The sequence below is a fragment of the Pseudomonas sp. R3.Fl genome (assembly GCF_023516765.1).
Lineage (GTDB): Bacteria > Pseudomonadota > Gammaproteobacteria > Pseudomonadales > Pseudomonadaceae > Pseudomonas > Pseudomonas citronellolis.
The window spans coordinates 1264841-1285346 of sequence record NZ_JAMGSO010000001.1 but is presented as its reverse complement, the minus strand read 5'-3'; the positions used below and the strand labels follow the sequence as shown (position 1 = coordinate 1285346).

The following is a 20506-nucleotide window of genomic DNA, read 5'->3' as shown; positions in this document are numbered from 1 at the left end:
GAATCTTCCCTTTCCCCTCGGACCCCCACCATGCCCGACAACCCCACCCGCATCCGCCACAGCTGGGACAGCAACGCCAGCGCCTGGACCCGCGCAGTACGCGAGCAGCGCATCGACAGCCGCCGCCTGGCCACCGACGAGGCTATCGTCCGCGCCGTGCTGGAAGGTTCGCCGCATCGTGTGCTGGACATCGGCTGCGGCGAAGGCTGGCTGTGCCGGGTGCTGGAGGCCCAGGGTTGCGAAGTGGTGGGCATCGACGCCTCGCCAGCCCTGATCGAGGCCGCGCGCCAGGCCGGCGAGGGGCGCTACGAGGTGCTGAGCCAGGCCGAACTGGCGGGCGAAGCCGGGGCGCACCTGGGGCGGTTCGACGCGCTGGTGTGCAACTTCGCCCTGTTCGACGAGGACCTCGCGCCCCTGCTGCGCGGCCTGCAGCAGCGACTGGCGCCGGGCGGGCGGCTGCTGATCCAGACCCTGCACCCCTGGAGCGCCTGCTGCGACGAGCCCTACGAGGACGGCTGGCGCCTGGAGACCTTCAGCGCCTTCGGCGACGAGTTCCGCGAGCCCATGCCCTGGTACTTCCGCACCTTCGAATCCTGGCTGGCCCTGCTGCACGTCAGCGGCTGGCGCCTGCTGGCGCTGCGCGAGCCGCGGCGGCCGGATACCGGGGCGGCCTGCTCGCTGCTGCTGGTGGCCGCGCCGGCCGGGTAAGCCTTTGGTCTCGTTCGCACCATAAGGGGGCAGACGCCCCGGCAATCTTGTGTAACACTCCGCGGCGACCTCAGTGGTTCACTCCCGCAATGCCCACGTCCGCTCCACAAGAGCGGGCAGCCTCTTCCGGTGTGCAGTCCCGGAAGGCCCCAGACGAATCCTCCCCCGTGCCCACCGGCGCGGCGGCGGCGCTTTTTTCGTCGCGGGCCTTCCTCATCCCGACCGCGCTTCGAGTCGCCGCTGATATACCCAACAACAAAATCGAGGTTGCACCATCATGTCGTCCCACGATCTCCAACGGGATCTCAACGAGCGGCACATCCGTCTCATGGCCCTCGGCGCCTGCATCGGCGTCGGCCTGTTCCTCGGCTCCGCCAAGGCCATCCAGATGGCCGGCCCGGCCATCATGCTCTCCTACATCATCGGCGGCCTGGCCATCCTGGTCATCATGCGCGCCCTCGGCGAAATGGCCGTGCACAACCCCGTGGCCGGCTCCTTCGCCCGCTACGCCCAGGACTACCTCGGCCCGCTGGCCGGCTACCTGACCGGCTGGAACTACTGGTTCCTGTGGCTGGTGACCTGCGTCGCCGAGATCACCGCGGTGGCCATCTACATGGGCATCTGGTTCCCTGAGGTGCCGCGCTGGATCTGGGCCCTGGCGGCCCTGGCGAGCATGGGCACCATCAACCTGATCGCGGTGCGCGCCTTCGGCGAGTTCGAGTTCTGGTTCGCCCTGATCAAGGTCGTCACCATCCTCGCGCTGATCCTGGTGGGCGGCGGCATGATCGTCTTCGGCCTGGGCAACGGCGGCGTGGCCACCGGCATTTCCAACCTGTGGAGCAACGGCGGCTTCATGCCCCATGGCATCACCGGCGTGCTGATGTCGCTGCAGATGGTGATGTTCGCCTACCTGGGCGTGGAGATGATCGGCCTCACCGCAGGCGAGGCGAAGAACCCGCAGAAGACCATCCCGGGTGCGATCAACTCGGTGTTCTGGCGCATCCTGCTGTTCTACGTCGGCGCGCTGTTCGTGATCATGTCGATCTACCCGTGGAGCGAGATCGGCACCCAGGGCAGCCCCTTCGTGATGACCTTCGAGCGCCTGGGCATCAAGACCGCCGCCGGCATCATCAACTTCGTGGTGATCACCGCTGCGCTGTCTTCCTGCAACGGCGGCATCTTCAGCACCGGGCGCATGCTCTACAGCCTCGCCCAGCACGGCCAGGCGCCGGCGGTCTTCGCCAAGACCTCCAAGGGCGGCGTGCCGCGCAATGCGCTGATCCTGTCCATAGTCGCGCTGCTGTTCGGCGTGCTGCTGAACTACTTGGTGCCGGAGAAGGTGTTCACCTGGGTGACCTCCATCGCCACCTTCGGCGCCATCTGGACCTGGGCCATGATCCTGCTGGCGCAGCTGAAGTTCCGCCGCGGCCTGAGCCCGGCCGAGGCCGGCAAGCTGCAGTTCCGCATGTGGCTGTACCCGCTGAGCTCCTACCTGGCCATGGCCTTCCTGGTGCTGGTGGTGGCGCTGATGGCGTTCTTCGAGGACACCCGCATCGCCCTCTACATCGGCCCGGCCTTCCTGGTCCTGCTGGTGGTGCTGTACCGCGTGCTCGACCTGGCGCCGAAAGGCGAACAGGGCGCGGTCGCCAGCGGCGCGTGAGCCTGATGGCGAAATGACAAAGGGCCTCTTCGGAGGCCCTTTTCTTTTGTGTGGCGGAGAGGAAACTCCATGCCCCACGACAATTGTAGGAGCGGGCCCTGCCCGCGAAATCGCGCGCAGGGCGCGCTCCTACATGGGAATGGCGCGGGTGGGGCAGCGTAGGAGCGGATCTTATCCGCGAATCGCGCCGGAACCTCCGGCTATCGCGGACAGAGTCCGCTCCTACACCTTCCGGCAAACCCATCGCCCATGACCGCGCCGAGGTGCTCTTCGTAGGAGCGAGCTTGCTCGCGAACAGACTCCGCTGCGGGACTCATTCGCGAGCAAGCTCGCTCCTACGAAAAGCCGTATCCGCCAGCAACGGCGGCATCGGGCAGTCGAGGATGTCGGCCACCGCGCGCAGCAGTTCCGCCTCGGCCACGCTGATGCGGCCGTCGTATTCGCTGCAGCGGACCATGGCCTTGAGCAGCTGCGGCTTCTGCAATGGGCGCAGTTGCGCCAGGCGTCGCAGCGCCGCCTCCAGCTCGCGCAGGGTGCCGGCCTGCGGCGGCTGCCGCACGGCGAAGGGCAGGGTGGCCCAGGCCTGGGCGAAGGCCTGTTCGGCATGGGCCGCTTCGGCTTCGTCGACGCCGGCGAGGAAGGCCAGCAGGACCGCCGCCTCGTCGCCCAGCTCGGCCAGCGGCAGGTTGCCGATGCGCGCCGGGGCCGGGCGCAGGTTGCGTTCGACGATGCGCAGCAGCGTCCACTCCAGCAGCTTCACCCGGCGGTCGGCCTTGATCAGCAGCGCCATGTTGCCCAGCAGGCTCGCCACCTGGGTGGCGTCCAACTGCTTCAGCGCCGGCATGGCCAGGTCCAGCAGGGGCAGGCGCTGGCCTGGATCGAGGGCGTGCAGGTGCTCCTCCAGGCGGTCGAACTGGAAGGCCACGCCCAGCTCCAGGCGCGGCTTGAGCAGTTGCAATTGCTGGGCGCGGGCCAGCGCTTCGGCATCCAGCAGCAGGCCGTAGACCAGCGCCTGCGCGCCATCGACCTTGTGCGCCGCCGCCCGCAGGCTTTCATCCAGCCGTTGCAGGGTGTGCCGCGCTTGCTCCAGGTGCGCCCCGGCCGGCTCGCCGATGGCCTCGACCGACGCCAGCGCCGCGCCCGAGGGGTAGCCGCGCAGGGCGGCGTTCCAGGTCTCGCGGTCCACCAGCGGGATGTCCAGGCGCGGTTCCACCTTCGGGTAGCGGCCGTCCCAGCCCGGCTCGATGCGGCGGATGCGCGCCTCCAGCGGCGGGTGGGTGGCCAGGCCGAACCAGTGGTTGGCCAGGCCGTCGCTGAAGTACAGGTGGCTGAACTCGGCGCGGTGCAGGGCGCCGAGCAGCGAGCCGTAGCCGCCGACCTTCTTCAGCGCCCCGGCGATGCTGGCCGGGTTGCGGGTGAACTGCACGGCGGAGGCGTCGGCGAGGTATTCGCGCTGGCGGTTCACCGCGGCCTTGATCAGGCTGCCGAAGAAGGTCCCGACCGAGCCCAGCACCCACAGGCACAGGCCGGCGACGAAGGCCAGCGCGATGAAGCCCAGGGCCGAGCCGGAGCCGCTGTCATTTCCGGCGTTGCTGCGCTGCATGCGGATGCGCGCCACGTCGTCGGCGCAGTGGCTGTCCCACAGGCCGCGGACCATGGTCTCGCCGATCAGGCCCAGCAGCAGGATGCCGTGCAGCAGCGCCACCAGGCGGGTGTTCAGGCGCATGTCGCCGTGGTGGATGTGGCTGAACTCGTGGGCGATCACCCCCTGCAGCTCGTCGCGGCTGAGCAGGGCGATGGTCCCGCGGGTGACGCCGATGACCGCGTCGCGCGGCGTCAGGCCGGCGGCGAAGGCGTTGATGCCGCTGTCCTCCAGCAGGTACACCGGCGGCACCGGGGCGCCCGAGGCGATGGCCATTTCCTCGACCACGTTGAGCACCCGGCGCTCCTCGGCGTCGCGGGCGTCCAGGTTGATCAGCCGGCCGCCCAGGCGCTCGGCCACGGCGCGGCCGCCCAGGCGCAGCTGGCGGTGCTTGTACCAGGCGCCGACGATCACCACGCCGACCACCACTAGGGCCACCCACAGGTAAAGCTCGAGGTCGGGCAGGCGCTGCGGCGAGGTCCAGTGGCTGGCGGGCTCGCCGATGTGGCGCCAGAGCCAGCCCAGGGCCAGGCTGGTGAGCGTCACCAGGCAGGCCACCGCCGCGGCCAGGAGCAGGATCAGCCGGCCGGTCTGGCGGCGGGCGCGGTCCTGGTGCTGGAAGAAGTTCATCGCGCGGGCCGCTCGTCAGAAGGCGACCTTGGGCGCGTCCTGGATCTGCTTGCTGTCGGCGAACTCCAGCTGCGCGACCTCGGCCTTGTGGCCGAAATTCGCCGCCAGCACCACGGCGGGGAACGACTGGCGGTAGGCGTTGTATTCCATCACTGCGTCGTTGTAGGCCTGGCGGGCGAAGGCCACTTTGTTCTCGGTGCTCGACAGCTCCTCGGTGAGCTGCTGCAGGTTCTGCGAGGCCTTGAGGTCCGGGTAGGCTTCCATGGTCACGTTGAGCCGCCCCAGCGCGCCGCCCAGGGCGCCTTCGGCGCTGGCCAGCTGGGCCAGGCCGGCAGCGGCGCCGGGCTGGCTGGCGGCGGCCTTGAGCCCGGCCACCGCGGCATTGCGCGCGGCGATCACCGCTTCCAGGGTTTCCCGCTCGTGCTTGAGGTAGGCCTTGGCGGTTTCCACCAGGTTGGGGATCAGGTCGTAGCGCCGCTTGAGCTGCACCTCGATCTGCGCGAAGGCGTTGCGGTAGCGGGCGCGCAGGTTCACCAGGCGGTTGTAGATGGCGATGACGCCGAAGAACAGCACGGCGAGGACGAGCAGGGTGACCAGGGAGGAAACCGACATGGGAGGTCCTTTTCGGGCGTCGGGAAAGGTCCGCCGATGATAGCGGAAAGCTGGCGCCGGGCCAGCGGACGCGCTGCGCAGTCGCTCACAGCCCGTCGAGGTAGCCCAGGAAACTCGCTGCCGGTTCCGCCCACAGCTCGGTGGCGGCTCAGTCCTCCCGCAGACCGATGCAGTTGCCCCAGGGATCGCGCACCTGGCACATGCGCCCGCCCTCCGGCAGGGCCAGCGGCCCGCGCCAGGGTTCGGCGCCCAGGGCCAGCAGGCGGGCCCGCTCGCCGTCGAGGTTGGCGACGCGCCAGTACACCACCGAGCCCGCGGCGCCGGCGGTGACCTTGGCGTCGGCGTTGACGATCTCCAGGGCCACCGCGCCCAGTTGCAGGTGGCCGAAGTCGTCGGGGGCGTGCACCACGCGGCGTGCCGCGGGAAAGGCCTGGGCGTACCAGTCGGTGGCTGTGCGCCAGTCGGGCACGTGGATGAGCACGGAGACGATGGGGAGGTCGGTCATTTGTATCCAGTCTTTTCCATGTGCAGGGCACCGGGGGCCCGGTTCCGGGCCGCTCACCTTAACCGCCGTTGGATGGACGGTCCAGGCGCGACACCCGCGCCCTTGACGCCCCGCCGCACCGATGGTCAGATGCGCGCCGTTCCAGGTGCCTCACGCCGCCGTGCGTGAGGTGAAACGGGAAGCCGGTGCGTCGCCCTTGGCGATCAGTCCGGCGCTGCCCCCGCAACGGTAAGCGAGCGGGGCATCCACGAGGCCACTGTGCTCAGGCATGGGAAGGCGGATGCTCCAGGCCCCTCGCAAGCCCGGAGACCGGCCTGGAGCGTTGTTGGCAAACCCGCGGTGGGCGGGCGTGAGCCGGATTCCGGACGCGCTCGCGCCGGAGCTCGCTGCGCCGCCTGCGAAATTCCCGTTTCGAGGCGATCACCTTGTATTTCCCCCTTTCCCAACCCCTGTCCCGGCGCGCCCTGTGGCTGGCGGGCCTGTGCCTGAGCCCCTGCCTGAACGCCGAGCCCCTGGGCCTGCGCGATGAAATCGTCAGCGCGCCTTCGGTGGAATCCACCACCGTCGCCGAGATGGCCCGCTACGGCAGCAGGCTCGAAGTCATCGAGCGCGAGCAGATCGAGCGCGCCGGCCCCAGCGCCGACATCACCCGCGTGCTGCAGATGTACGTGCCCGGCCTGTTCGTGGCGCCGAAGAACGGCCCCTTCGACTACGGCACCTACTCGCTGCTGGGCGGGCGCAACGACGACACCCTGATCCTGCTCGACGGCGTGCGCCTGAACAACCGCCTGTACGGCGGCCTCTACCTGGACACCCTGCCGACCACCGCGGTGGAGCGCATCGAGGTGCTCAAGGGCGGCCAGGGCCTGCTGTTCGGCACCCAGGCGGTGTCCGGGGTGATCAACATCGTCACCCGCAGCGCGCAGACCCGCGAGGCTTCCGGCGAGGTCAACCTGGGCCTGGACAGCTTCCGCGGGCGCAATGGCGACGCGCGGGTGGAGAAGGTGCTGGAGAACGGCCTGGGCGACCTCGGCCTGCTGGCCTACGTCAGCCACAATCGCTCCGACGGCTACAAGCCGTTCCGCGAGCAGGACATGACCGCCACCGTCAGCGACAAGCGCCGCTCCTACGATGTCAACGTGTTCGGCGCCAAGGCCATCCAGGCTTTCGGCGATACCTCGCGGCTGGAGCTGTTCTACCAATACGCCGACGCCGACCTGGACTTCGCCCGCCCGGCCGACAACCACCACACCAGCAACGACCGCATCCAGCAGATCGCCACGGCGACCTTCGAGCAGCGCCTGAACGACGACTTCAGCTGGTTCGCCAAGGCCCACCTGAACGACTGGGACACCCGCTACACGCGCATCTACAACCTCGCCGGCGGCGGCACCCGGGTGCTCAACCACAACGACTACTGGGGCTTCACCGACTGGGGCGCGCAGCTGGAGGGCAAGGCGCGCCTGGCCGGCGGCCACGAGCTGGTCTTCGGCAGCGACAACCAGTGGTACAAGGGCCAGGACGACGTGCTGATCATCGACAACGACAAGGCCGAGTCCCACGCCCTGTACGCCCAGTTGCGCCCGCAGGTGGACCTGCTGCCGAACTGGCACCCCAGCCTGGGCGTGCGCCGCGAGGAAATCAGCGGCGGCGAGGGCGCCACCGTGTGGATGCTCACCTCGCTCTACGACCTCAGCGACCAGCTCAAGCTGCGCGGCCAGCTGGGCACCGCCTTCAAGCTGCCCAACGCCGAGCAGCTGTTCGTCAACGAGCCGGGCGACGAGATCGGCAACCGCGACCTCAAGCCCGAGCGCAGCCGCAACGCCGAGCTGGGCCTGGACTACAGCGGCGCGCTGTTCGGCCAGCCCTGGAGCGGCAGCGTCACCATCTTCCGCCGCGAGATAAAGGACCTCATCACCCTGGCCGGCGACCAGTGGGTGAACGGCGACGGCGAGATCGAGGTGCGCGGCATCGAGGCCAACGGCCAGTGGCGGCTGGGCGAGCACTGGCAGCTGGATGCCGACGCCACCCGCAACCTGGTGGACACCCGCGAGGGCGTGACGGTGAACAACATCCCGCACTTCTTCGCCCGCACCCGCCTGGGCTACGACCAGGACCCGTGGGGCTTCGGCATGGCGCTGCGCTACGTGGGCTCCATCGTCAGCCCGCAGGGCGACGACTACGGCCACTACACGGTGCTCGACGGCGACGCCTACCGCTACCTCGACGGCGCCCGCCGCCACCGCCTGAGCCTGCTGCTGGAGAACCTGCTGGACCGCGACTACGCCACCAGCCGCACCACCAACGGCATCCGCCAGGTGGACAACCTGGGCCGCCCGCGCACCGCCGAGCTGCGCTACACCTTCAGCTTCTGAGGTGGCCATGGACCAGGCGCTGCTGATCGTCGGCCCCCTCGCGGGCGCCCAGGGCGAGGCCTTGCGCGCCGAGCTGGCGGCATCCCACCGCGCCGTGACGCTGGTCGATACCAGCGACGGCTTCGACGCCCTGTGGCCGGCCATCCGCACGCACCTGCAAGCGGGCAGGGCGCTGCTGCTGGTGGACCTGGAGCCGGCCAGCGACGGCGCCTACCTCGACTGGCTGCGCGGCGAGGTGGCGCAACTGGCCGGCGACTTTCCCCAGGCACCGTGCCCGCGGCTGACCGCCTCGGCCCTCGGCCGCCGTGGCCTGGACGCCCGGCTGGTCAGCGCGGCCATCGACGACGGTCGCCAGCAGCTGGAATGCCGCACCGTCGGCCCGGTGCCGGAACAACCGGACTGGTCGGCGCCGCCGCCGCACAAGCGCCAGCTGTTCCTCTGCACCGGCCCGCGCTGCGTGCGGCGCGGCGCCTTGCCACTGTGGAAGTCGCTGCGCCGCGAGCTGGCCAGGCGCGAGCTGATCGAAACCGCCGAAGGCGTGCTGCTGACCCGCACCGGTTGCCAGTTCCCCTGCAACCGCGGGCCGCTGCTCACCGTTTACCCGGACCGCTGCTGGTACGGCGTGCACGACGAGGCCCAGGTGCTGCGGGTGGTGGAGCGGCATCTGGCGGGCGGCGAGCCGGTGGCCGAACTGCTGATCGAGGGCGCGCCATGAAAGGCTTCGCACTGCTGCTGGGGCTGCTGGTGGCGACGCCGGCCCTGGCCGCCGAGGACTACCGCAACTGCGGCGAGACCTGGCACCTGGCCAAGAAGGTGCCCGAGCGCATCCTGGCGCTCAACCAGCACGCCGCCGACCTGCTGCTGGAACTGGGCGCCGGGGAGCGGCTGGCGGGCGTGGCCTATCTGGACGACCCGGGGCCGCAGTTGCAGGGTGACCGCTACCGCGGCGTGCCCGTGGTGTCGGCGCGCTATCCGTCTACCGAGCTTCTCTATGCGTTGCGCCCGGACCTGGTGGTGGGCGGCTTCGCCACTGCCTTCGACCCCGGGCGCGGGCGCGCCGAACTGGCCGCCGCCGGGATCGCCAGCTACCTGCTGGAGGCGGCCTGTGCTCAGCGCACGGGAGATGGCTTCGGCAACGTGCGCGACGACCTGCGCACCCTGGGCCGGCTGCTCGGCGTCGAGGCGCGCGCCCAGGCGCTGATCGACGCCCAGCAGGCCCACCTGCGCGCGGCGGCCGCCAGGGCTGACGGCCGCGCGCCGCTGCGGGTGTTCTACCTCGACAGCAGCGACGCCGGCCTGGCCAGCCAGGGCGGGCGCGGCTTCGTCAGCGAGCTGCTGCGCGCCGCCGGGGCGCGCAACCTGTTCGAGGCGGTGGCGCTGCGCGGCTACCTGGCCAGCCCCGAGACGCTGCTCGCGGGCGACCCGGACGTGATCCTGCTGGCCGATGCGCGCTGGTCGCCGGCGGCGGAGAAGGTCCGCTACCTGCGCGCGCACCCGCTGCTCTCGCGGCTGCGCGCGGTGCGCGAAGGGCGCTTCGTGACGCTGCCGTTCAGCCAGTTGGTGCCGGGGGTGGAAAGCGGCCACGCGGCGCGGGCGCTGGCCGAGGCCCTGTACCCCTGAGCACCCTCAGAAGCGCACATCCACCACCACGCTGTCGCTATAGGTGCCGGCCGGCGGAGTGGGCTGGTCGGGGAGGATTTCCGCGCGGTAGTCGAAGCCCTGGTAGGTGAGGCCGTCGAGGCTGCCGGGGTTCAGTTCGGCGCTGCTGCTGGGGCGCCTTTCAGTGCCCGCAGAGCCCCAGCGCTCGCTGCCGCTGCTCGACTTGTACAGCTCGTAGGCCAGGCGGTTGCCGCCGCTGGCCATGCGCCGCTGGCCGCCGCTGGCGTTGACGCCGTCGCTCAGGCCGACGTCGTAGCTCGTGCCCTTGGAGCAGCGCACCTGGATGCGCTGCTGCACCGGGCGGAAGCCGGCGATCAGCGGCGCGCTGCCGAAGTTCACGGCGGGCGCGCTGAGCTGGCAGTCGCGGTTGACCTGCACCACCAGCTGCATGCTGGTGAGCACGCCCGTACCCCAGTTGCTCGGCGCCGAGGTGCAAATCTCGGCGATGCAGCCGCCGCTCACTCCGGGCGTGATGTCCCAGCCGGGGAAGTAGCAGGCGCCCAGCACGCGGCCCGCCACGCAGATGCGCCACTGCCAGCGTAGCTGGATGGTGGCGGTGTAGGTGCCGGGCGCCACGTTGGCCGGGCGCAGGCGGGCGTGCAGGGGGAACTGCGAGACGTCCGGCGCGCCGCCGGGAAACGGGAAGTTGGAGTAGTTGTAGAACTGGCCCTGCCGTAGAGGCAGGCTCAGGCCGGCGTTGCCGTACAGCTCGAAGGGGATGGCGTCGCCCGTGGCGGCATTGCGCAGCACACCGCCGTTGAGGTTCTCCGGGAGCAGGCGTATCCAGTTCTCGCGGATCGGATAGCCCTTGAGGCTGCACCGGGCGCCGCCGGAGAGCTGCATGGCCGGAACGCCGCTGGCGATGGTCATCGAGCCGTGGCTGCCGAAGCTTGCCCTGCCGGGGTTGATCGTGCATTGCTCGGTCTCGGTATGGGCCAGGCCGGTAAGTGGCGCCAGGGCCAGGAAGGGCAGCAGGTAGCGCAGTGTGGTCATGGTCGGCTCCAGGGTTCAGCGGCAGGGCAACGGGCCCAGCTGCGCCAGTTCTTCGGCCTGCGGGTCGAGGTCGAAGACCAGGCTGCAGGCCTGGCCGTCGGGCAGGCTCACGCGCAGGCGGTTGTGCGCCTGCAGGTGTTCCAGGTAGACCAGCCCGTCCCAGCCCACGAGGACGGGCGCGCCGCCGTTGACGCGGGCCTGGGCGCCGATCGGCAGCGGCCGGCCGTGGCTGTCGTGCAGCAGCAGGCTGGCGGCCAGCACCCGCTGCAGCGGGAAGCGCAGCAGGTAGCCGCTGCCGGAGCGCACCGCGACGCGCTGCTCCACCAGCGGCGCCACGACGTTGGAGGCCAGGCCCAGCGGGTCGATCTCGTACTTGCCGGCGTAGTAGGCGCTGCTCCAGGGCACCAGCAGGTGGCCGTCGGCGTTGGTGTGGCCGACCAGCTGGTTCTCGTAGCGCACTGGAACATCGGCCTGGCCGTCGGTGCTGACCAGCACGAAGGCGTCGTGCACGCGGTTGCTGGGGAACAGCGCGCCGTCCATCCAGGCCACGGCGCCGCCGGCGTCGAGCCAGTGGGTGTAGTCGCCGGCGCTGCCGTACAGGCCGCCCCGGGCCTGCAGGTGCTGGCCGCGCCAGTGCAGCGCGGCCTGGCGCCAGGCGCCGCCCTGGGCGTTGTCGGCCAGGCCGAGGTTCCAGCCGAAGCCGCCCTCGGTGGGCGCCGACTGGCTGTAGTCGAGGCGCCGACTGCCGCGGCCCTCGGCGTCGCGCTCGACGCTGGCGCTGAGGGTGCCGCGCAGGTCGAACGGCACCACCAGTTGCACGACGCTGCTCCACCTGCCGTTGCCCAGCTCGCGGTTGGCGGACAGGTAGAGGCTGGCGTCGCCCCACAGCGAGCGGCTCCAGGACAGGTTGAGCAGGCGCGTGCGGCTGCCGTCGCCGGTTTCCACCTCGAAGTAGCCGGCGCCCAGGCTGCCCCAGTCGTCCAGGGCCAGGCTGGCGGTGGCCTGGGTGCTGCGGCGGGAGGGCGAATAGCGCCGCCCTCGCTCGTCGTCTTCGTCTTCGGCCGTCGTCCCGCGCCACTGGTGCTCCTGGGCGAGGTGCGCCAGGTCGCGGTAACCGGCGTCGCGCTGGCTGCGCTGTATGGAGAAGCTGAAGCGCCGCGCGCTGTACTGGTAGCCGAAGCTGAACTGCCGCCCGCCGTCGCCGCCTTGGCTGCCATGGCTGGCGGCGGCGTTGAGCATGCCCAGGGTGCCCAGCCGCAACACGCCGCCGATGCCGCCCATGGCGAGGCCGGCGGCGCCCTCGGCCTGGGCCTGCAGGGTGAAGTAGTCGCTCAGGCCGTGGCGCAGCGATGCGCTGGCGGCACCGGTGCCGTAGGCGAAGTCGTCCTCGCCGTAGCCCTGGCGCAGGCTGCCCAGGCTGAGGGCGAAATCGCTGAGGCCCGGGCGCAGCAGGTCGCTGCTGACGTAGAAGGGCACGCTGGTGGAGACCTGGCGGCCGAGGGCGTCGGTTGTCTGCAGCACCGCCTGGCCGGCGCCGTTGATGTAGGGCAGGCCGCCGATGCTGAAGGGGCCGGGCTGCAGCTGGTAGCTGCTGTTGCGGTAGCCGTCGATGAACAGGTCCAGGGTGCTGGGCAGCGCCGCCTCGCCGGCGAAGCGCGGCAGCGGATAGGTGACGATGTCGGGGCGGATGGCGAAATCCCGGGACAGCTGCACGCCACCCAGGCGCACCGGCGTGGCCCAGGATTGCGTGCGGCTGACCAGGTCGCCGACCTCGTAGGTCAGCGCGCGTTCTTCGTCGGCGTAGCGCCAGGCGCTGTCGTAGCGCAGGTAGCGGCTGCGCTGCGCCGAACCGCCGAAGGGCTGCTGGTAGACGCCGCTGTGGCTGAACACGCCGAAGTCGCCGAACAGGCGCAGGTCGCTCCAGGCCGAGTGGATGTCCTGGCCGTCCTGCGGGCTGCTGGCGTACAGCTGGTAGTCGAGCAGGGCGCCGAAGCTGCTGCGGGCCGGCATGCGGACCTGCGGCGCGGCGCCTTGCAGATGCTGTTCCGCCAGCCAGTGCGCCGGCACCTGCAGCAGCAGGCGCTGGTTGGCGGCGTCGTAGCGTACTTCGACTTCCGGCAGCCCGGCGAGGTCGAGCGGGCCGTCGCGCGTCACCGGCAGGCCGAGGGCGCGCAGGTCGGCCGCATCCATGCGCAAATGCCCCTGGCGCCTGTCCACGGCCATGACCTGGCCGCTCGACCGCAGGTTCACCAGCACCTCCAGGTACAGGCGGGCATCATCGACCAGGACGTTGGACTCCCGCGGCGGCAGGGGCAGCGAGGCCGCCGCCGGGGGCTCGCCTGCGCACAGCAGGGCGGCTCCGGCGAGCAGCGCGGGGCAGCGGCGCGGCGACTGGCGGCCCATGGCCCGGCTCAGCGGGGCGCGGCGGCTATCTCGCCACCTTCGCCGTTGACCTCCGCCCGCAGGCGCCCGCCGCCGCTCAGCGGCCGTGGTAGCGGCCAGCGCATGCTGGCGCCGGCCAGCACGTAGCCGAGCAGGCCGTCCTCGATCGCCTGGTTGCCGCCAGGCCGTTCGAGGACCACCTGCGTCAGACGGGCATGGCGTGGCCCGCGGTTGCGCACCTCCAGGTAGGCCTTGCCGCCTTCGACGAGCTGGCGCCAGTCCAGCGCCGGGCGCTCGGCGCTCTTCGCCCCCAGGCCCTCGCCGTAGAGGAACAGGGGAACCGAGTAGCGCATCTGGAAGCGGATGCCATTGCCTTCGGAGGGCGCCGGCGAGGCCTGCGGCGTGGGGATCTCGTCGATGAGGATGCGGTAGGCGCGCTCCGTGCCCGGGGCGCTGGGCGCCAGGCGCGTCAGCCGCACCAACTGGCGGGCGCCCGGTTCGACGCGGAACATCGGCGGGCTGCCGACCACCTCGTGCTGCGCCTGGTAGTGTTCCTCGCCGCCGCGCTGGCTCCAGGCGAAGATGCGCACCTGCAGCTGGGCCGGCTGGTTGCCGTGGTTCTCCAGCCAGAGCGCGCTGGCGCGCTGGTCGTGCTCCAGCGCCGGGTCGATCGGCCAGATCAGCAGCGAGCTGCCGGCCCGCGCCGCGCCGGGCAGCAGGACGAGCAGGGCGAGGAGCAGGGCCATCGGGGCGCTCACCATGACAAGGTCACCCCGAGGCGGTCCTGGTAGCGCCCGGACGCCTGGTTGCCGGGCAGCCGCAGGGCGGCGTTGATCGGCAGCCGGATGTTCTCGGCGTCGTCGTAGTCGACGCGCACGCTGGCGTTGACCGGGATCTCCTGGCTGAGGCCGGCGTCGAGGTACAGGCGGTAGGCCAGCTGCGCTTCGCCTGCGCGCAGGTGGCGCAGGCCGCCGGCGAGGTGCAGGCCGCCGTTCACCGTCATGCGCAGGGTCACGCCGGGGGTGCAACTGAGGGTGACGGCGCTGTTGGGTGACAGCCGGGTGCTGATGCCGGCGGTGGAAGCGGGCGGGTGGCGGCCGAAGTCCAGGCGCCCGAGGTCGCCCAGGTTGCTGCCGTTGCCGGGCACCGCGTGGTTGACCAGGCAGCCGCGGGTGACGCTGGCGGAAACCCGGAAACTGGCGCGGGTGTCGGCGCTGGCCGTTTGCAGCGGCGCCAGGGTGGCGAGCAGTACGGCCGGCAGCAGCGTGGCGCACCGGCACGGCAGTGGGTGAGGTGTCATGGCAAGCCCCAGGCGGGTCGAGGATGGACGGGCCCCGCAGGGCGTCAGAAGTCGATGGTGACGGTCAGGGTGTCCTGGTACGTGCCGCTCGGCTTGGGCCTGGTATTGGGCGCGATGGAGCCATGGATGGGGATGTTGACGGTCGCGCCGCCGGTGGGGATGGGGAAGGAGACGAACTGGTCGACGGCGTATTCCTTGGTGTGCTGGGCGTCCTGGTACACCTTGTAGGCAACGGTGTCCGGGCCGGTGTTGAGCTTCAACATCCGATCGCCCCGCCGGCCGCCATCGATGGCAACCTTGAAGGCCTTGATGTTCGGATCGCAGGTCACCTGAAGCGTGCCGCCTTGCGGGCTGATCAGCTGGGTTTTCAACGTCGTGTCCCAGGTCGGGCCGACCCTGCCGAAATCGAGTTCGCCGAAGTCGTTGGTGCTGTCGAGCACTGCGCTTCCACCCACCTGGCAGCCCTTGGATATTTCCAGGTAAACCTCCACGTCGCCGTATACCTCCGCCAGTGCCAGGGCTTGCTCCAGGGGCAGGGCCAGCAGGGTGCCGGCGAATATGTGCTTGAGCAGGTTGTGCGTCATCGTCTTGGCCTCGATAAGGGATCGGCGGAAATCTTCCCCAGGAATGGCCAATCTGAACCAGATGAAAAGGCGGACGAAAACGTAGGTTTATTCGCCAGATTAAGCAGGTGTTTTTTGTAGGCTGATGTAGGCCTCGCAGGCCTCAAGAATCGGCGGGTTTGTCTACAAGGCCGATGGGGGAGGGCGTCTGGAAAAAGCGGGGATATGGCGGGGTAGGAAAGCGGGTCCCGATGACGGGACCCGCGGCGGAAAATGGCTGGCCGGAAGCGGTCAGGCCTTTCCTATGAACGATTGACTCAGCGGCTTGGACTCGATCCACCAGCCGAAGACCAGGCCGACGGTGGTCCAGAGGATCGCCTGGATGCCCAGGGACACCAGGCGGAACTGCCACAACAGGTCGGCCGGGAAGTCCGCCGGCACTTCGCGCACGGCCGGGAACAGGACCGCGGCGACGATGCAGACCACCACGTACAGGGCCACGCCGGCGATGGTGCCGGCCCAGGCGCCGTGGCTGGCGCTCAGGCGGCGGGCCAGGTTCAGCGCGATGGCGGCGGCGGCGATGGACACGGCGATCATCAGGAAGAACAGCGTGGTGCGCTGGCGGATGGTTTCCGGGTCGCCCACCGACGGCGGGTTGGCCGGGTACTTCAGGCTCGGCACCAGGTACAGGGTGACGAAGGCCGCCAGGGCCAGCAGGGCGCTCAGCGCGCGCGGGCTCAGGTGCCCGGAGCGGCCGAGCCGGTAGGCGAACACCAGGGCGAACAGGCCACCCATGGCGGCGCTGTAGACCACCACGCCGGTGAGCAGGCCGATGCTGGCCTGGACCTCGCGGCTGACCAGTTCTTCCTCGTGGTCATGTGCGGCCATGCCGCCGTTGGCGGCGGCTTCCTCGGCCTCGTGCATGGCCGACATCTGTTCTTCGAAGGCGATGGCGCGGTCTACCTCGGGCTCACCGAAGAGGCGGGCGAAACCGAAGGCGAGCAGGCCCGCCAGGACGCCGACGAGCATCCCGCGCAGCAGGAGTTTTCCAGTCATGTCAGGGAGTCCCCGGGGTCAGTGGCAGGGGAAGCCCAGCAGGTGGCGGCCGTCGTGGACGAATTCGTGCACGTACATGCCCTTGAACATCGAGGTGGCGCCCTGTTCGGCGCCGACGAAATACAGCGCCAGGAGCAGCAGCAGGCCGCCGAAGATGGCCCAGGGCAGCAGCTCGGAAAGCGGGATGACGGGGAGCGATACGCCGGTATCGGCGTGGGTGGCTGAATGAGCCATGGAAACCTCCTAGGATTGCGCGTCCTGAAACGGTTGGCGATCTGTTTTTGTAGGGAAGGGTCTGACTCTCGGCCCAGGGACCGAATACAGTGGCGCGACCGTGCCGGGTTTTCACCGGCTTCCTTCCACGTAACAAAGTGCTACGAGAGCGTCGGGCAGTGTAAACCCCGGCGCCTGCGAATGGGAGAGAATTCGATGCCGAGCCGCTTGAGCTTCGTCTGCCACGGGCGCACCGCCGCTCAGCGCCAGGGCCGTTTCGCCCAGGCCGACGAGCCATTGGAACCGGGCCAGGACGAGCGCCTGGCCGAGCGCCGCGCCGGGCTCAAGGCGCCGCGGCGGGTGCTCTGCGCCCCCGAGCTGCGCGCCCGGCAGACCGCCGCCGCCTGGGGCGCCGAGCCGCAGCTGCTGGAAGCCCTGCGCGACTGCGACTACGGTGCCTGGCGCGGGCAGAGCCTGGAGGCCCTGCAGGAAACGGCGTCGGCCGGGCTGGCTGCCTGGCTGGTGGACCCCGCCGCCGCGCCCCACGGCGGCGAATCCCAGGTGCAGCTGTGTGAGCGCGTGGGCGCCTGGCTCGACGCCTTCGACGAGGACGGCCACTTCATCGTCGTCAGCCACCCCGCGGTGCTGCGCGCCGCCGCGCTGCACGTGCTGCGGGCCGGCGCGGCGGCGTTCAACGCCATCGACGTCGAACCGCTGGGCGTGCTGCGCCTGCTCCGCAACGGGCGCTGGCGCCTGCGCCTGTGACGGGCCGCGGTCTATGCTGTGTGGGCCCCAGCGCCACGAGGAGACCGCCATGGCCAGCCATCCCCGCCTGATCCCCTGCCTGCGCTACCGCGACGCGCCGGCGGCCATCCACTGGCTGTGCGACACCTTCGGCTTCGTCCGCCAACTGGTGGTGGACGACGGCGAAGGCGGCGTGGCCCATGCCCAGCTGTGCCTGCCCGACGGCAGCGGCATGCTGATGCTGGGTTCGGCGGTGGACAACGAGTACGGCCGGCTGATGCGCCGGCCCGAGGAAGTCGGCGGCTGCACCCAGAGCCTGTACCTGCTGGTGCCTGACGCCGAGGCCCTGTACCGCCGCGCGCTGGACGCCGGCGCGCAGATGGTCATCGACATCCGCGACGAGGACTACGGCGGCCAGGGCTTCACCTGCCGCGACCCCGAGGGCCACGTGTGGAGCTTCGGCACCTACGACCCCTGGCATTGAACGAAGAAGGAGCAAGGCATGAAAGAGGTGGTATTCGCCGATGGCGCGCGCGTTGCGGCCATCGGCCAGGGCACCTGGCGGCTGGGCGAGGACAGGGCGGCGCGCAAGCGCGAGGTGGCGGCCCTGCGCGAAGGCATCGAACTGGGCCTGACGCTGATCGACACCGCCGAGATGTACGGCGAGGGCGGCTCGGAAGAGGTGGTCGGCGAGGCCATCCGCGGCCTGCGCGAGCAGGTCTTCCTGGTCAGCAAGGTCTACCCGCACAACGCCAGCGCCCGCGGCGTGCCGGCGGCCTGCGAGCGCAGCCTGAAGCGCCTGGGCACCGACTGCCTGGACCTCTACCTGCTGCACTGGCGCGGCCAGTACCCTCTGGAGGAAACCGTCGAGGCCTTCGAGCGCCTGCGCCAGGACGGCAAGATCCGCCGCTGGGGCGTCTCTAACTTCGACCTCGACGACATGCAGGAACTGGGCGCCCTGCACTGCGCCACCAACCAGGTGCAATACAGCCTGGAAGAACGCGGCATCGAATGGGACCTGCTGCCCTGGTGCCAGGAACAGCGCATGCCGCTGATGGCCTACTGCCCGGTAGGCCAGGGCGGCCGCCTGCTGCGCAACGCCAGCCTGCGCGAAGTGGCCGAACGCCACGGCGCCACTCCGGCGCGGGTGGCCCTGGCGTGGCTGATCCGCCAGGAAGGGGTGATCGCCATTCCCAAGGCGGTGGAGGCTGTGCATGTCCGCGACAATGCGGCGGCGCTGCAGCTGCGGCTGGATGGGGAGGATCTGGCGAAGCTGGACGCGGCCTTCCCGCCGCCAAGGCGCAAGATGCATCTGGCGGTGGTTTGAGGCTGGGCTGGCTTTTCGGCTTTCGGCTTTCGGCTTTCGGCTTTCGGCTTTCCGGCTTTCTGGCTTTTGGCTTTTGGCTTTTGGCTTTTCGTAGGAGCGAGCTTGCTCGCGAACGGTGCCTCCCGGATATGCAGGTGTTCGGGCGCGACTCCGCCCCCTCTCCCTAACCCTCTCCCTGAAGGGAGAGGGGACCGTTGGGCAGCGCTGGGTATTCTGGAGTTAGCCGGCAAACCGAAGGTTTCCGGCTGAAACCATGTCCGTTCTCGGCACGGACAAGCCCCCTCTCCCTTCGGGGCGGGGCGCGCAGCCGAGGGCTGGGGAGAGGGTGCTCTTCAGAATAGGCCCCACCCCACCCGACCACCGCTCCTATAAAAATCCCCACCACCATGATAAGAAGCGCCCATCAGCAAGCTGGAGGCAGTTATGAGCAAGTTGCGTGTCGGGGTGATTTTCGGTGGGCGTTCGGCGGAGCACGAGGTGTCGCTGCAGTCGGCGAAGAACATAGTCGATGCCCTGGACCGCTCGCGGTTCGAGCCGGTGCTGATCGGCATCGACAAGGACGGCCGCTGGCACCTGAACGACGCCTCCGACTACCTGCTCAACCAGGAGAACCCGGCGCTGATCGCGCTCAACCGCTCCAACCGCGAGCTGGCCGTGGTGCCCGGCAAGGCCGAGCGGCAGCTGGTGGAAACCGGCAGCCGCCAGTTGCTCGACCACGTCGACGTGATCTTCCCCATCGTCCACGGCACCCAGGGCGAGGACGGCTGCCTGCAGGGCCTGCTGCGCATGGCCGACATCCCCTTCGTCGGCGCCGACGTGCTCGGCTCGGCCATCTGCATGGACAAGGACGTGAGCAAGCGCCTGCTGCGCGACGCCGGCATCGCCATCACCCCCTTCATCACCCTGACCCGCGCCACCGCCGCGCGCACACCCTTCGCCGAGGCGCAGCGCCAACTGGGCCTGCCGCTGTTCGTCAAGCCGGCCAACCTGGGTTCCTCGGTAGGCGTGAGCAAGGTCGAGGACGAGGCTGGCTACGTCGCCGCCGTGCAACAGGCCCTGGCCTTCGACGACAAGGTGCTGGTGGAGGCCGCGGTGAATGGCCGCGAGATCGAGTGCGCGGTGCTCGGCAACGACGAGCCCATCGCTAGCGGCTGCGGCGAGATCGTGGTGCGCGGCGGCTTCTACTCCTACGACAGCAAGTACATCGACGAAGACGCCGCCCGGGTTGTGGTCCCGGCGGACATCGATGCCGCGGCCTGCGAACGCATCCGCCAGCTCGCCGTGGAAGCCTTCCAGGTGCTGGGCTGCTCGGGCCTGGCGCGGGTCGACGTGTTCCTCACCGGCGATGGCCAGGTGCTGGTCAACGAACTCAACTCGCTGCCCGGCTTCACCCGCATCAGCATGTACCCCAAGCTCTGGCAGGCCGCCGGCATGAGCTACAGCGAACTGGTCAGCCGGCTGATCGACCTGGCCCTGGAACGCCACGCCGCGCGCCGCCGCCTGCAGACCAGCCGCTGAGGCGGGCGCGGCGGGGGCCGGTTACTCCGGGCGTTCCTCGTGGGTGCGCTGGTGCGCAGCCTCGAGCAGTGCCTGGGTGTCGGCGTGGAGCATGCGCAACGTCGCGCTCCAGCGCGCCAGGTCCCACTGCGAGGCACTGGCGGCGGGGTGCTCCTCCAGCAGGTCGAGCACGCCGCCGAGCGCCCGCAGGCGCTGCAGGGCGGTGTCGAGCAACTGCGTCGAGGGTGCCAGCGTGTCGATGTAAAGCACTTCGGAGAAGGCCTGCGAGCTTTCCGGAAGGGGTTTGAATTCACGAATCCTGAAAGACTCTTGCTGAATGCCCGGGCGGGCGTTCTTCGCGCGGAGGGGCGCGGGCTTGGAAGGGAACTGGTGCATTTCCTTACGCTCCTTGGACCGGATGGAACCCGCCGCAGCCGTTGCGACACGGAGGGCGGCGAGCCGTGCAGGGGTCGCAAACCGGAGGTCCAAGGAGAATCCGGCCAGGCGGAAGCCTGCCCTGCACGGCCAGCCATAACCAAGGCAAGCGCGACGCACGTGGCGCCTTTGCTTTGAATGCTGCTGCTGTGCTGAAGGACCTTTGGGTTGCGACACCCCGTCATGGCAAACGCCATGACGGCGG

The 20506-nt window shown here is 70.1% G+C and carries 20 protein-coding genes and 1 riboswitch; of the genes, 9 read left to right on the top strand and 11 right to left on the bottom strand.

All coding sequences use genetic code 11. From position 1 onward, the window contains the following. Nucleotides 1-30: 30 nt before the first annotated feature. The gene (locus M8R19_RS05235) at nucleotides 31-708 is read left to right on the top strand and encodes a class I SAM-dependent methyltransferase (RefSeq protein WP_249917230.1); all 678 of its coding nucleotides are present in this window, start codon (nucleotides 31-33) and stop codon (nucleotides 706-708) included. A 277-nt stretch (nucleotides 709-985) separates the two neighbouring features. Then, nucleotides 986-2368 carry an amino acid permease gene (locus tag M8R19_RS05230; protein WP_249917229.1) on the top strand — a complete coding sequence of 461 codons (1383 nt, stop codon included), beginning with the start codon at nucleotides 986-988 and terminating at the stop codon, nucleotides 2366-2368. Nucleotides 2369-2681: 313 nt separating this feature from the next. Here the strand turns inward: M8R19_RS05230 and M8R19_RS05225 are convergent, their stop codons facing one another. The 3 genes from M8R19_RS05225 to M8R19_RS05215 all read right to left on the bottom strand — a co-directional run bounded on the left by M8R19_RS05225 (nucleotide 2682) and on the right by M8R19_RS05215 (nucleotide 5757). Next, complete coding sequence (locus tag M8R19_RS05225; protein WP_074976852.1) at nucleotides 2682-4640, bottom strand: M48 family metallopeptidase; 1959 nt, start codon at nucleotides 4638-4640, stop codon at nucleotides 2682-2684. Nucleotides 4641-4655: 15 nt separating this feature from the next. Then, nucleotides 4656-5252, bottom strand: a complete 597-nt coding sequence (locus M8R19_RS05220) for a LemA family protein (RefSeq protein WP_074976851.1) — start codon at nucleotides 5250-5252, stop codon at nucleotides 4656-4658. A gap of 148 nt (nucleotides 5253-5400) precedes the next feature. After that, nucleotides 5401-5757, bottom strand: a complete 357-nt coding sequence (locus tag M8R19_RS05215) for a VOC family protein (RefSeq protein WP_074976849.1) — start codon at nucleotides 5755-5757, stop codon at nucleotides 5401-5403. Between the two features lie 126 nt (nucleotides 5758-5883). Further along, a riboswitch (cobalamin riboswitch) is annotated at nucleotides 5884-6089 on the top strand. A gap of 93 nt (nucleotides 6090-6182) precedes the next feature. Here M8R19_RS05215 and M8R19_RS05210 point away from each other — a divergent pair. Genes M8R19_RS05210 through M8R19_RS05200 form a run of 3 tightly spaced genes read left to right on the top strand, consistent with a single transcriptional unit; the run spans nucleotide 6183 to nucleotide 9752 of the window. Continuing rightward, nucleotides 6183-8132: a TonB-dependent receptor plug domain-containing protein gene (locus M8R19_RS05210; protein ID WP_502942793.1), complete on the top strand. Its 1950-nt coding sequence runs from the start codon at nucleotides 6183-6185 to the stop codon at nucleotides 8130-8132. Between the two features lie 7 nt (nucleotides 8133-8139). Beyond that, nucleotides 8140-8847, top strand: a complete 708-nt coding sequence (locus tag M8R19_RS05205; protein WP_249917228.1) for a (2Fe-2S) ferredoxin domain-containing protein — start codon at nucleotides 8140-8142, stop codon at nucleotides 8845-8847. Then, a complete protein-coding gene (locus M8R19_RS05200) occupies nucleotides 8844-9752 on the top strand; it encodes an ABC transporter substrate-binding protein (RefSeq protein ID WP_249917227.1) in 909 nt (302 codons plus the stop codon). The genes M8R19_RS05205 and M8R19_RS05200 overlap by 4 nt, the downstream gene beginning before the upstream one ends. Before the next feature lie 6 nt (nucleotides 9753-9758). Here the strand turns inward: M8R19_RS05200 and M8R19_RS05195 are convergent, their stop codons facing one another. The 7 genes from M8R19_RS05195 to M8R19_RS05165 form a co-directional block, all read right to left on the bottom strand. Continuing rightward, nucleotides 9759-10784, bottom strand: coding sequence for a Csu type fimbrial protein (locus M8R19_RS05195; protein WP_074976840.1), 1026 nt, complete (start codon nucleotides 10782-10784; stop codon nucleotides 9759-9761). Between the two features lie 15 nt (nucleotides 10785-10799). Continuing rightward, entirely contained in the window at nucleotides 10800-13187 is a 2388-nt protein-coding gene (locus tag M8R19_RS05190; RefSeq protein ID WP_249917226.1) for a fimbria/pilus outer membrane usher protein, read from the bottom strand. 8 nt (nucleotides 13188-13195) lie between these two features. Further along, the gene (locus M8R19_RS05185; protein WP_249917225.1) at nucleotides 13196-13912 is read right to left on the bottom strand and encodes a fimbrial biogenesis chaperone; all 717 of its coding nucleotides are present in this window, start codon (nucleotides 13910-13912) and stop codon (nucleotides 13196-13198) included. An 8-nt stretch (nucleotides 13913-13920) separates the two neighbouring features. Then, entirely contained in the window at nucleotides 13921-14466 is a 546-nt protein-coding gene (locus M8R19_RS05180; protein ID WP_074976833.1) for a Csu type fimbrial protein, read from the bottom strand. Nucleotides 14467-14510: 44 nt separating this feature from the next. Next, on the bottom strand, nucleotides 14511-15050 hold the full coding sequence (locus tag M8R19_RS05175; protein WP_074976831.1) for a Csu type fimbrial protein: 540 nt from the start codon (nucleotides 15048-15050) through the stop codon (nucleotides 14511-14513). A gap of 270 nt (nucleotides 15051-15320) precedes the next feature. Then, nucleotides 15321-16085, bottom strand: a complete 765-nt coding sequence (locus M8R19_RS05170) for a CbtA family protein (protein ID WP_283939441.1) — start codon at nucleotides 16083-16085, stop codon at nucleotides 15321-15323. Nucleotides 16086-16103: 18 nt separating this feature from the next. Next, nucleotides 16104-16319: a CbtB domain-containing protein gene (locus M8R19_RS05165; protein WP_061561196.1), complete on the bottom strand. Its 216-nt coding sequence runs from the start codon at nucleotides 16317-16319 to the stop codon at nucleotides 16104-16106. 195 nt (nucleotides 16320-16514) lie between these two features. Between M8R19_RS05165 and M8R19_RS05160 the strand changes: the two genes are divergently transcribed. From M8R19_RS05160 to ddlA, 4 genes are all read left to right on the top strand, one after another. Continuing rightward, nucleotides 16515-17063, top strand: coding sequence for a histidine phosphatase family protein (locus tag M8R19_RS05160; protein WP_249917224.1), 549 nt, complete (start codon nucleotides 16515-16517; stop codon nucleotides 17061-17063). 49 nt (nucleotides 17064-17112) lie between these two features. Then, on the top strand, nucleotides 17113-17526 hold the full coding sequence (locus M8R19_RS05155) for a VOC family protein (protein ID WP_249917223.1): 414 nt from the start codon (nucleotides 17113-17115) through the stop codon (nucleotides 17524-17526). 18 nt (nucleotides 17527-17544) lie between these two features. Further along, nucleotides 17545-18369, top strand: a complete 825-nt coding sequence (locus M8R19_RS05150) for an aldo/keto reductase (protein ID WP_249917222.1) — start codon at nucleotides 17545-17547, stop codon at nucleotides 18367-18369. Nucleotides 18370-18792: 423 nt separating this feature from the next. Continuing rightward, nucleotides 18793-19887: a D-alanine--D-alanine ligase gene (gene ddlA, locus M8R19_RS05145; protein ID WP_197887471.1), complete on the top strand. Its 1095-nt coding sequence runs from the start codon at nucleotides 18793-18795 to the stop codon at nucleotides 19885-19887. A 21-nt stretch (nucleotides 19888-19908) separates the two neighbouring features. Here ddlA and M8R19_RS05140 read toward each other — a convergent pair whose 3' ends face one another. Next, nucleotides 19909-20136, bottom strand: coding sequence for a hypothetical protein (locus M8R19_RS05140; protein ID WP_141679779.1), 228 nt, complete (start codon nucleotides 20134-20136; stop codon nucleotides 19909-19911). Nucleotides 20137-20506 lie beyond the last annotated feature (370 nt).

Excerpts from the sequence above, each read along its gene's own strand:
- M8R19_RS05235 (WP_249917230.1), top strand. The coding sequence starts at position 31 with ATGCCCGACAACCCCACCCGCATCCGCCACAGCTGGGACAGCAACGCC.
- M8R19_RS05230 (WP_249917229.1), top strand. The coding sequence starts at position 986 with ATGTCGTCCCACGATCTCCAACGGGATCTCAACGAGCGGCACATCCGT.
- M8R19_RS05225 (WP_074976852.1), bottom strand. The coding sequence starts at position 4,640 with ATGAACTTCTTCCAGCACCAGGACCGCGCCCGCCGCCAGACCGGCCGG.
- M8R19_RS05220 (WP_074976851.1), bottom strand. The coding sequence starts at position 5,252 with ATGTCGGTTTCCTCCCTGGTCACCCTGCTCGTCCTCGCCGTGCTGTTC.
- M8R19_RS05215 (WP_074976849.1), bottom strand. The coding sequence starts at position 5,757 with ATGACCGACCTCCCCATCGTCTCCGTGCTCATCCACGTGCCCGACTGG.
- M8R19_RS05205 (WP_249917228.1), top strand. The coding sequence starts at position 8,140 with ATGGACCAGGCGCTGCTGATCGTCGGCCCCCTCGCGGGCGCCCAGGGC.
- M8R19_RS05200 (WP_249917227.1), top strand. The coding sequence starts at position 8,844 with ATGAAAGGCTTCGCACTGCTGCTGGGGCTGCTGGTGGCGACGCCGGCC.
- M8R19_RS05195 (WP_074976840.1), bottom strand. The coding sequence starts at position 10,784 with ATGACCACACTGCGCTACCTGCTGCCCTTCCTGGCCCTGGCGCCACTT.
- M8R19_RS05190 (WP_249917226.1), bottom strand. The coding sequence starts at position 13,187 with ATGGGCCGCCAGTCGCCGCGCCGCTGCCCCGCGCTGCTCGCCGGAGCC.
- M8R19_RS05185 (WP_249917225.1), bottom strand. The coding sequence starts at position 13,912 with ATGGCCCTGCTCCTCGCCCTGCTCGTCCTGCTGCCCGGCGCGGCGCGG.
- M8R19_RS05180 (WP_074976833.1), bottom strand. The coding sequence starts at position 14,466 with ATGACACCTCACCCACTGCCGTGCCGGTGCGCCACGCTGCTGCCGGCC.
- M8R19_RS05175 (WP_074976831.1), bottom strand. The coding sequence starts at position 15,050 with ATGACGCACAACCTGCTCAAGCACATATTCGCCGGCACCCTGCTGGCC.
- M8R19_RS05170 (WP_283939441.1), bottom strand. The coding sequence starts at position 16,085 with ATGACTGGAAAACTCCTGCTGCGCGGGATGCTCGTCGGCGTCCTGGCG.
- M8R19_RS05165 (WP_061561196.1), bottom strand. The coding sequence starts at position 16,319 with ATGGCTCATTCAGCCACCCACGCCGATACCGGCGTATCGCTCCCCGTC.
- M8R19_RS05160 (WP_249917224.1), top strand. The coding sequence starts at position 16,515 with ATGCCGAGCCGCTTGAGCTTCGTCTGCCACGGGCGCACCGCCGCTCAG.
- M8R19_RS05155 (WP_249917223.1), top strand. The coding sequence starts at position 17,113 with ATGGCCAGCCATCCCCGCCTGATCCCCTGCCTGCGCTACCGCGACGCG.
- M8R19_RS05150 (WP_249917222.1), top strand. The coding sequence starts at position 17,545 with ATGAAAGAGGTGGTATTCGCCGATGGCGCGCGCGTTGCGGCCATCGGC.
- ddlA (WP_197887471.1), top strand. The coding sequence starts at position 18,793 with ATGAGCAAGTTGCGTGTCGGGGTGATTTTCGGTGGGCGTTCGGCGGAG.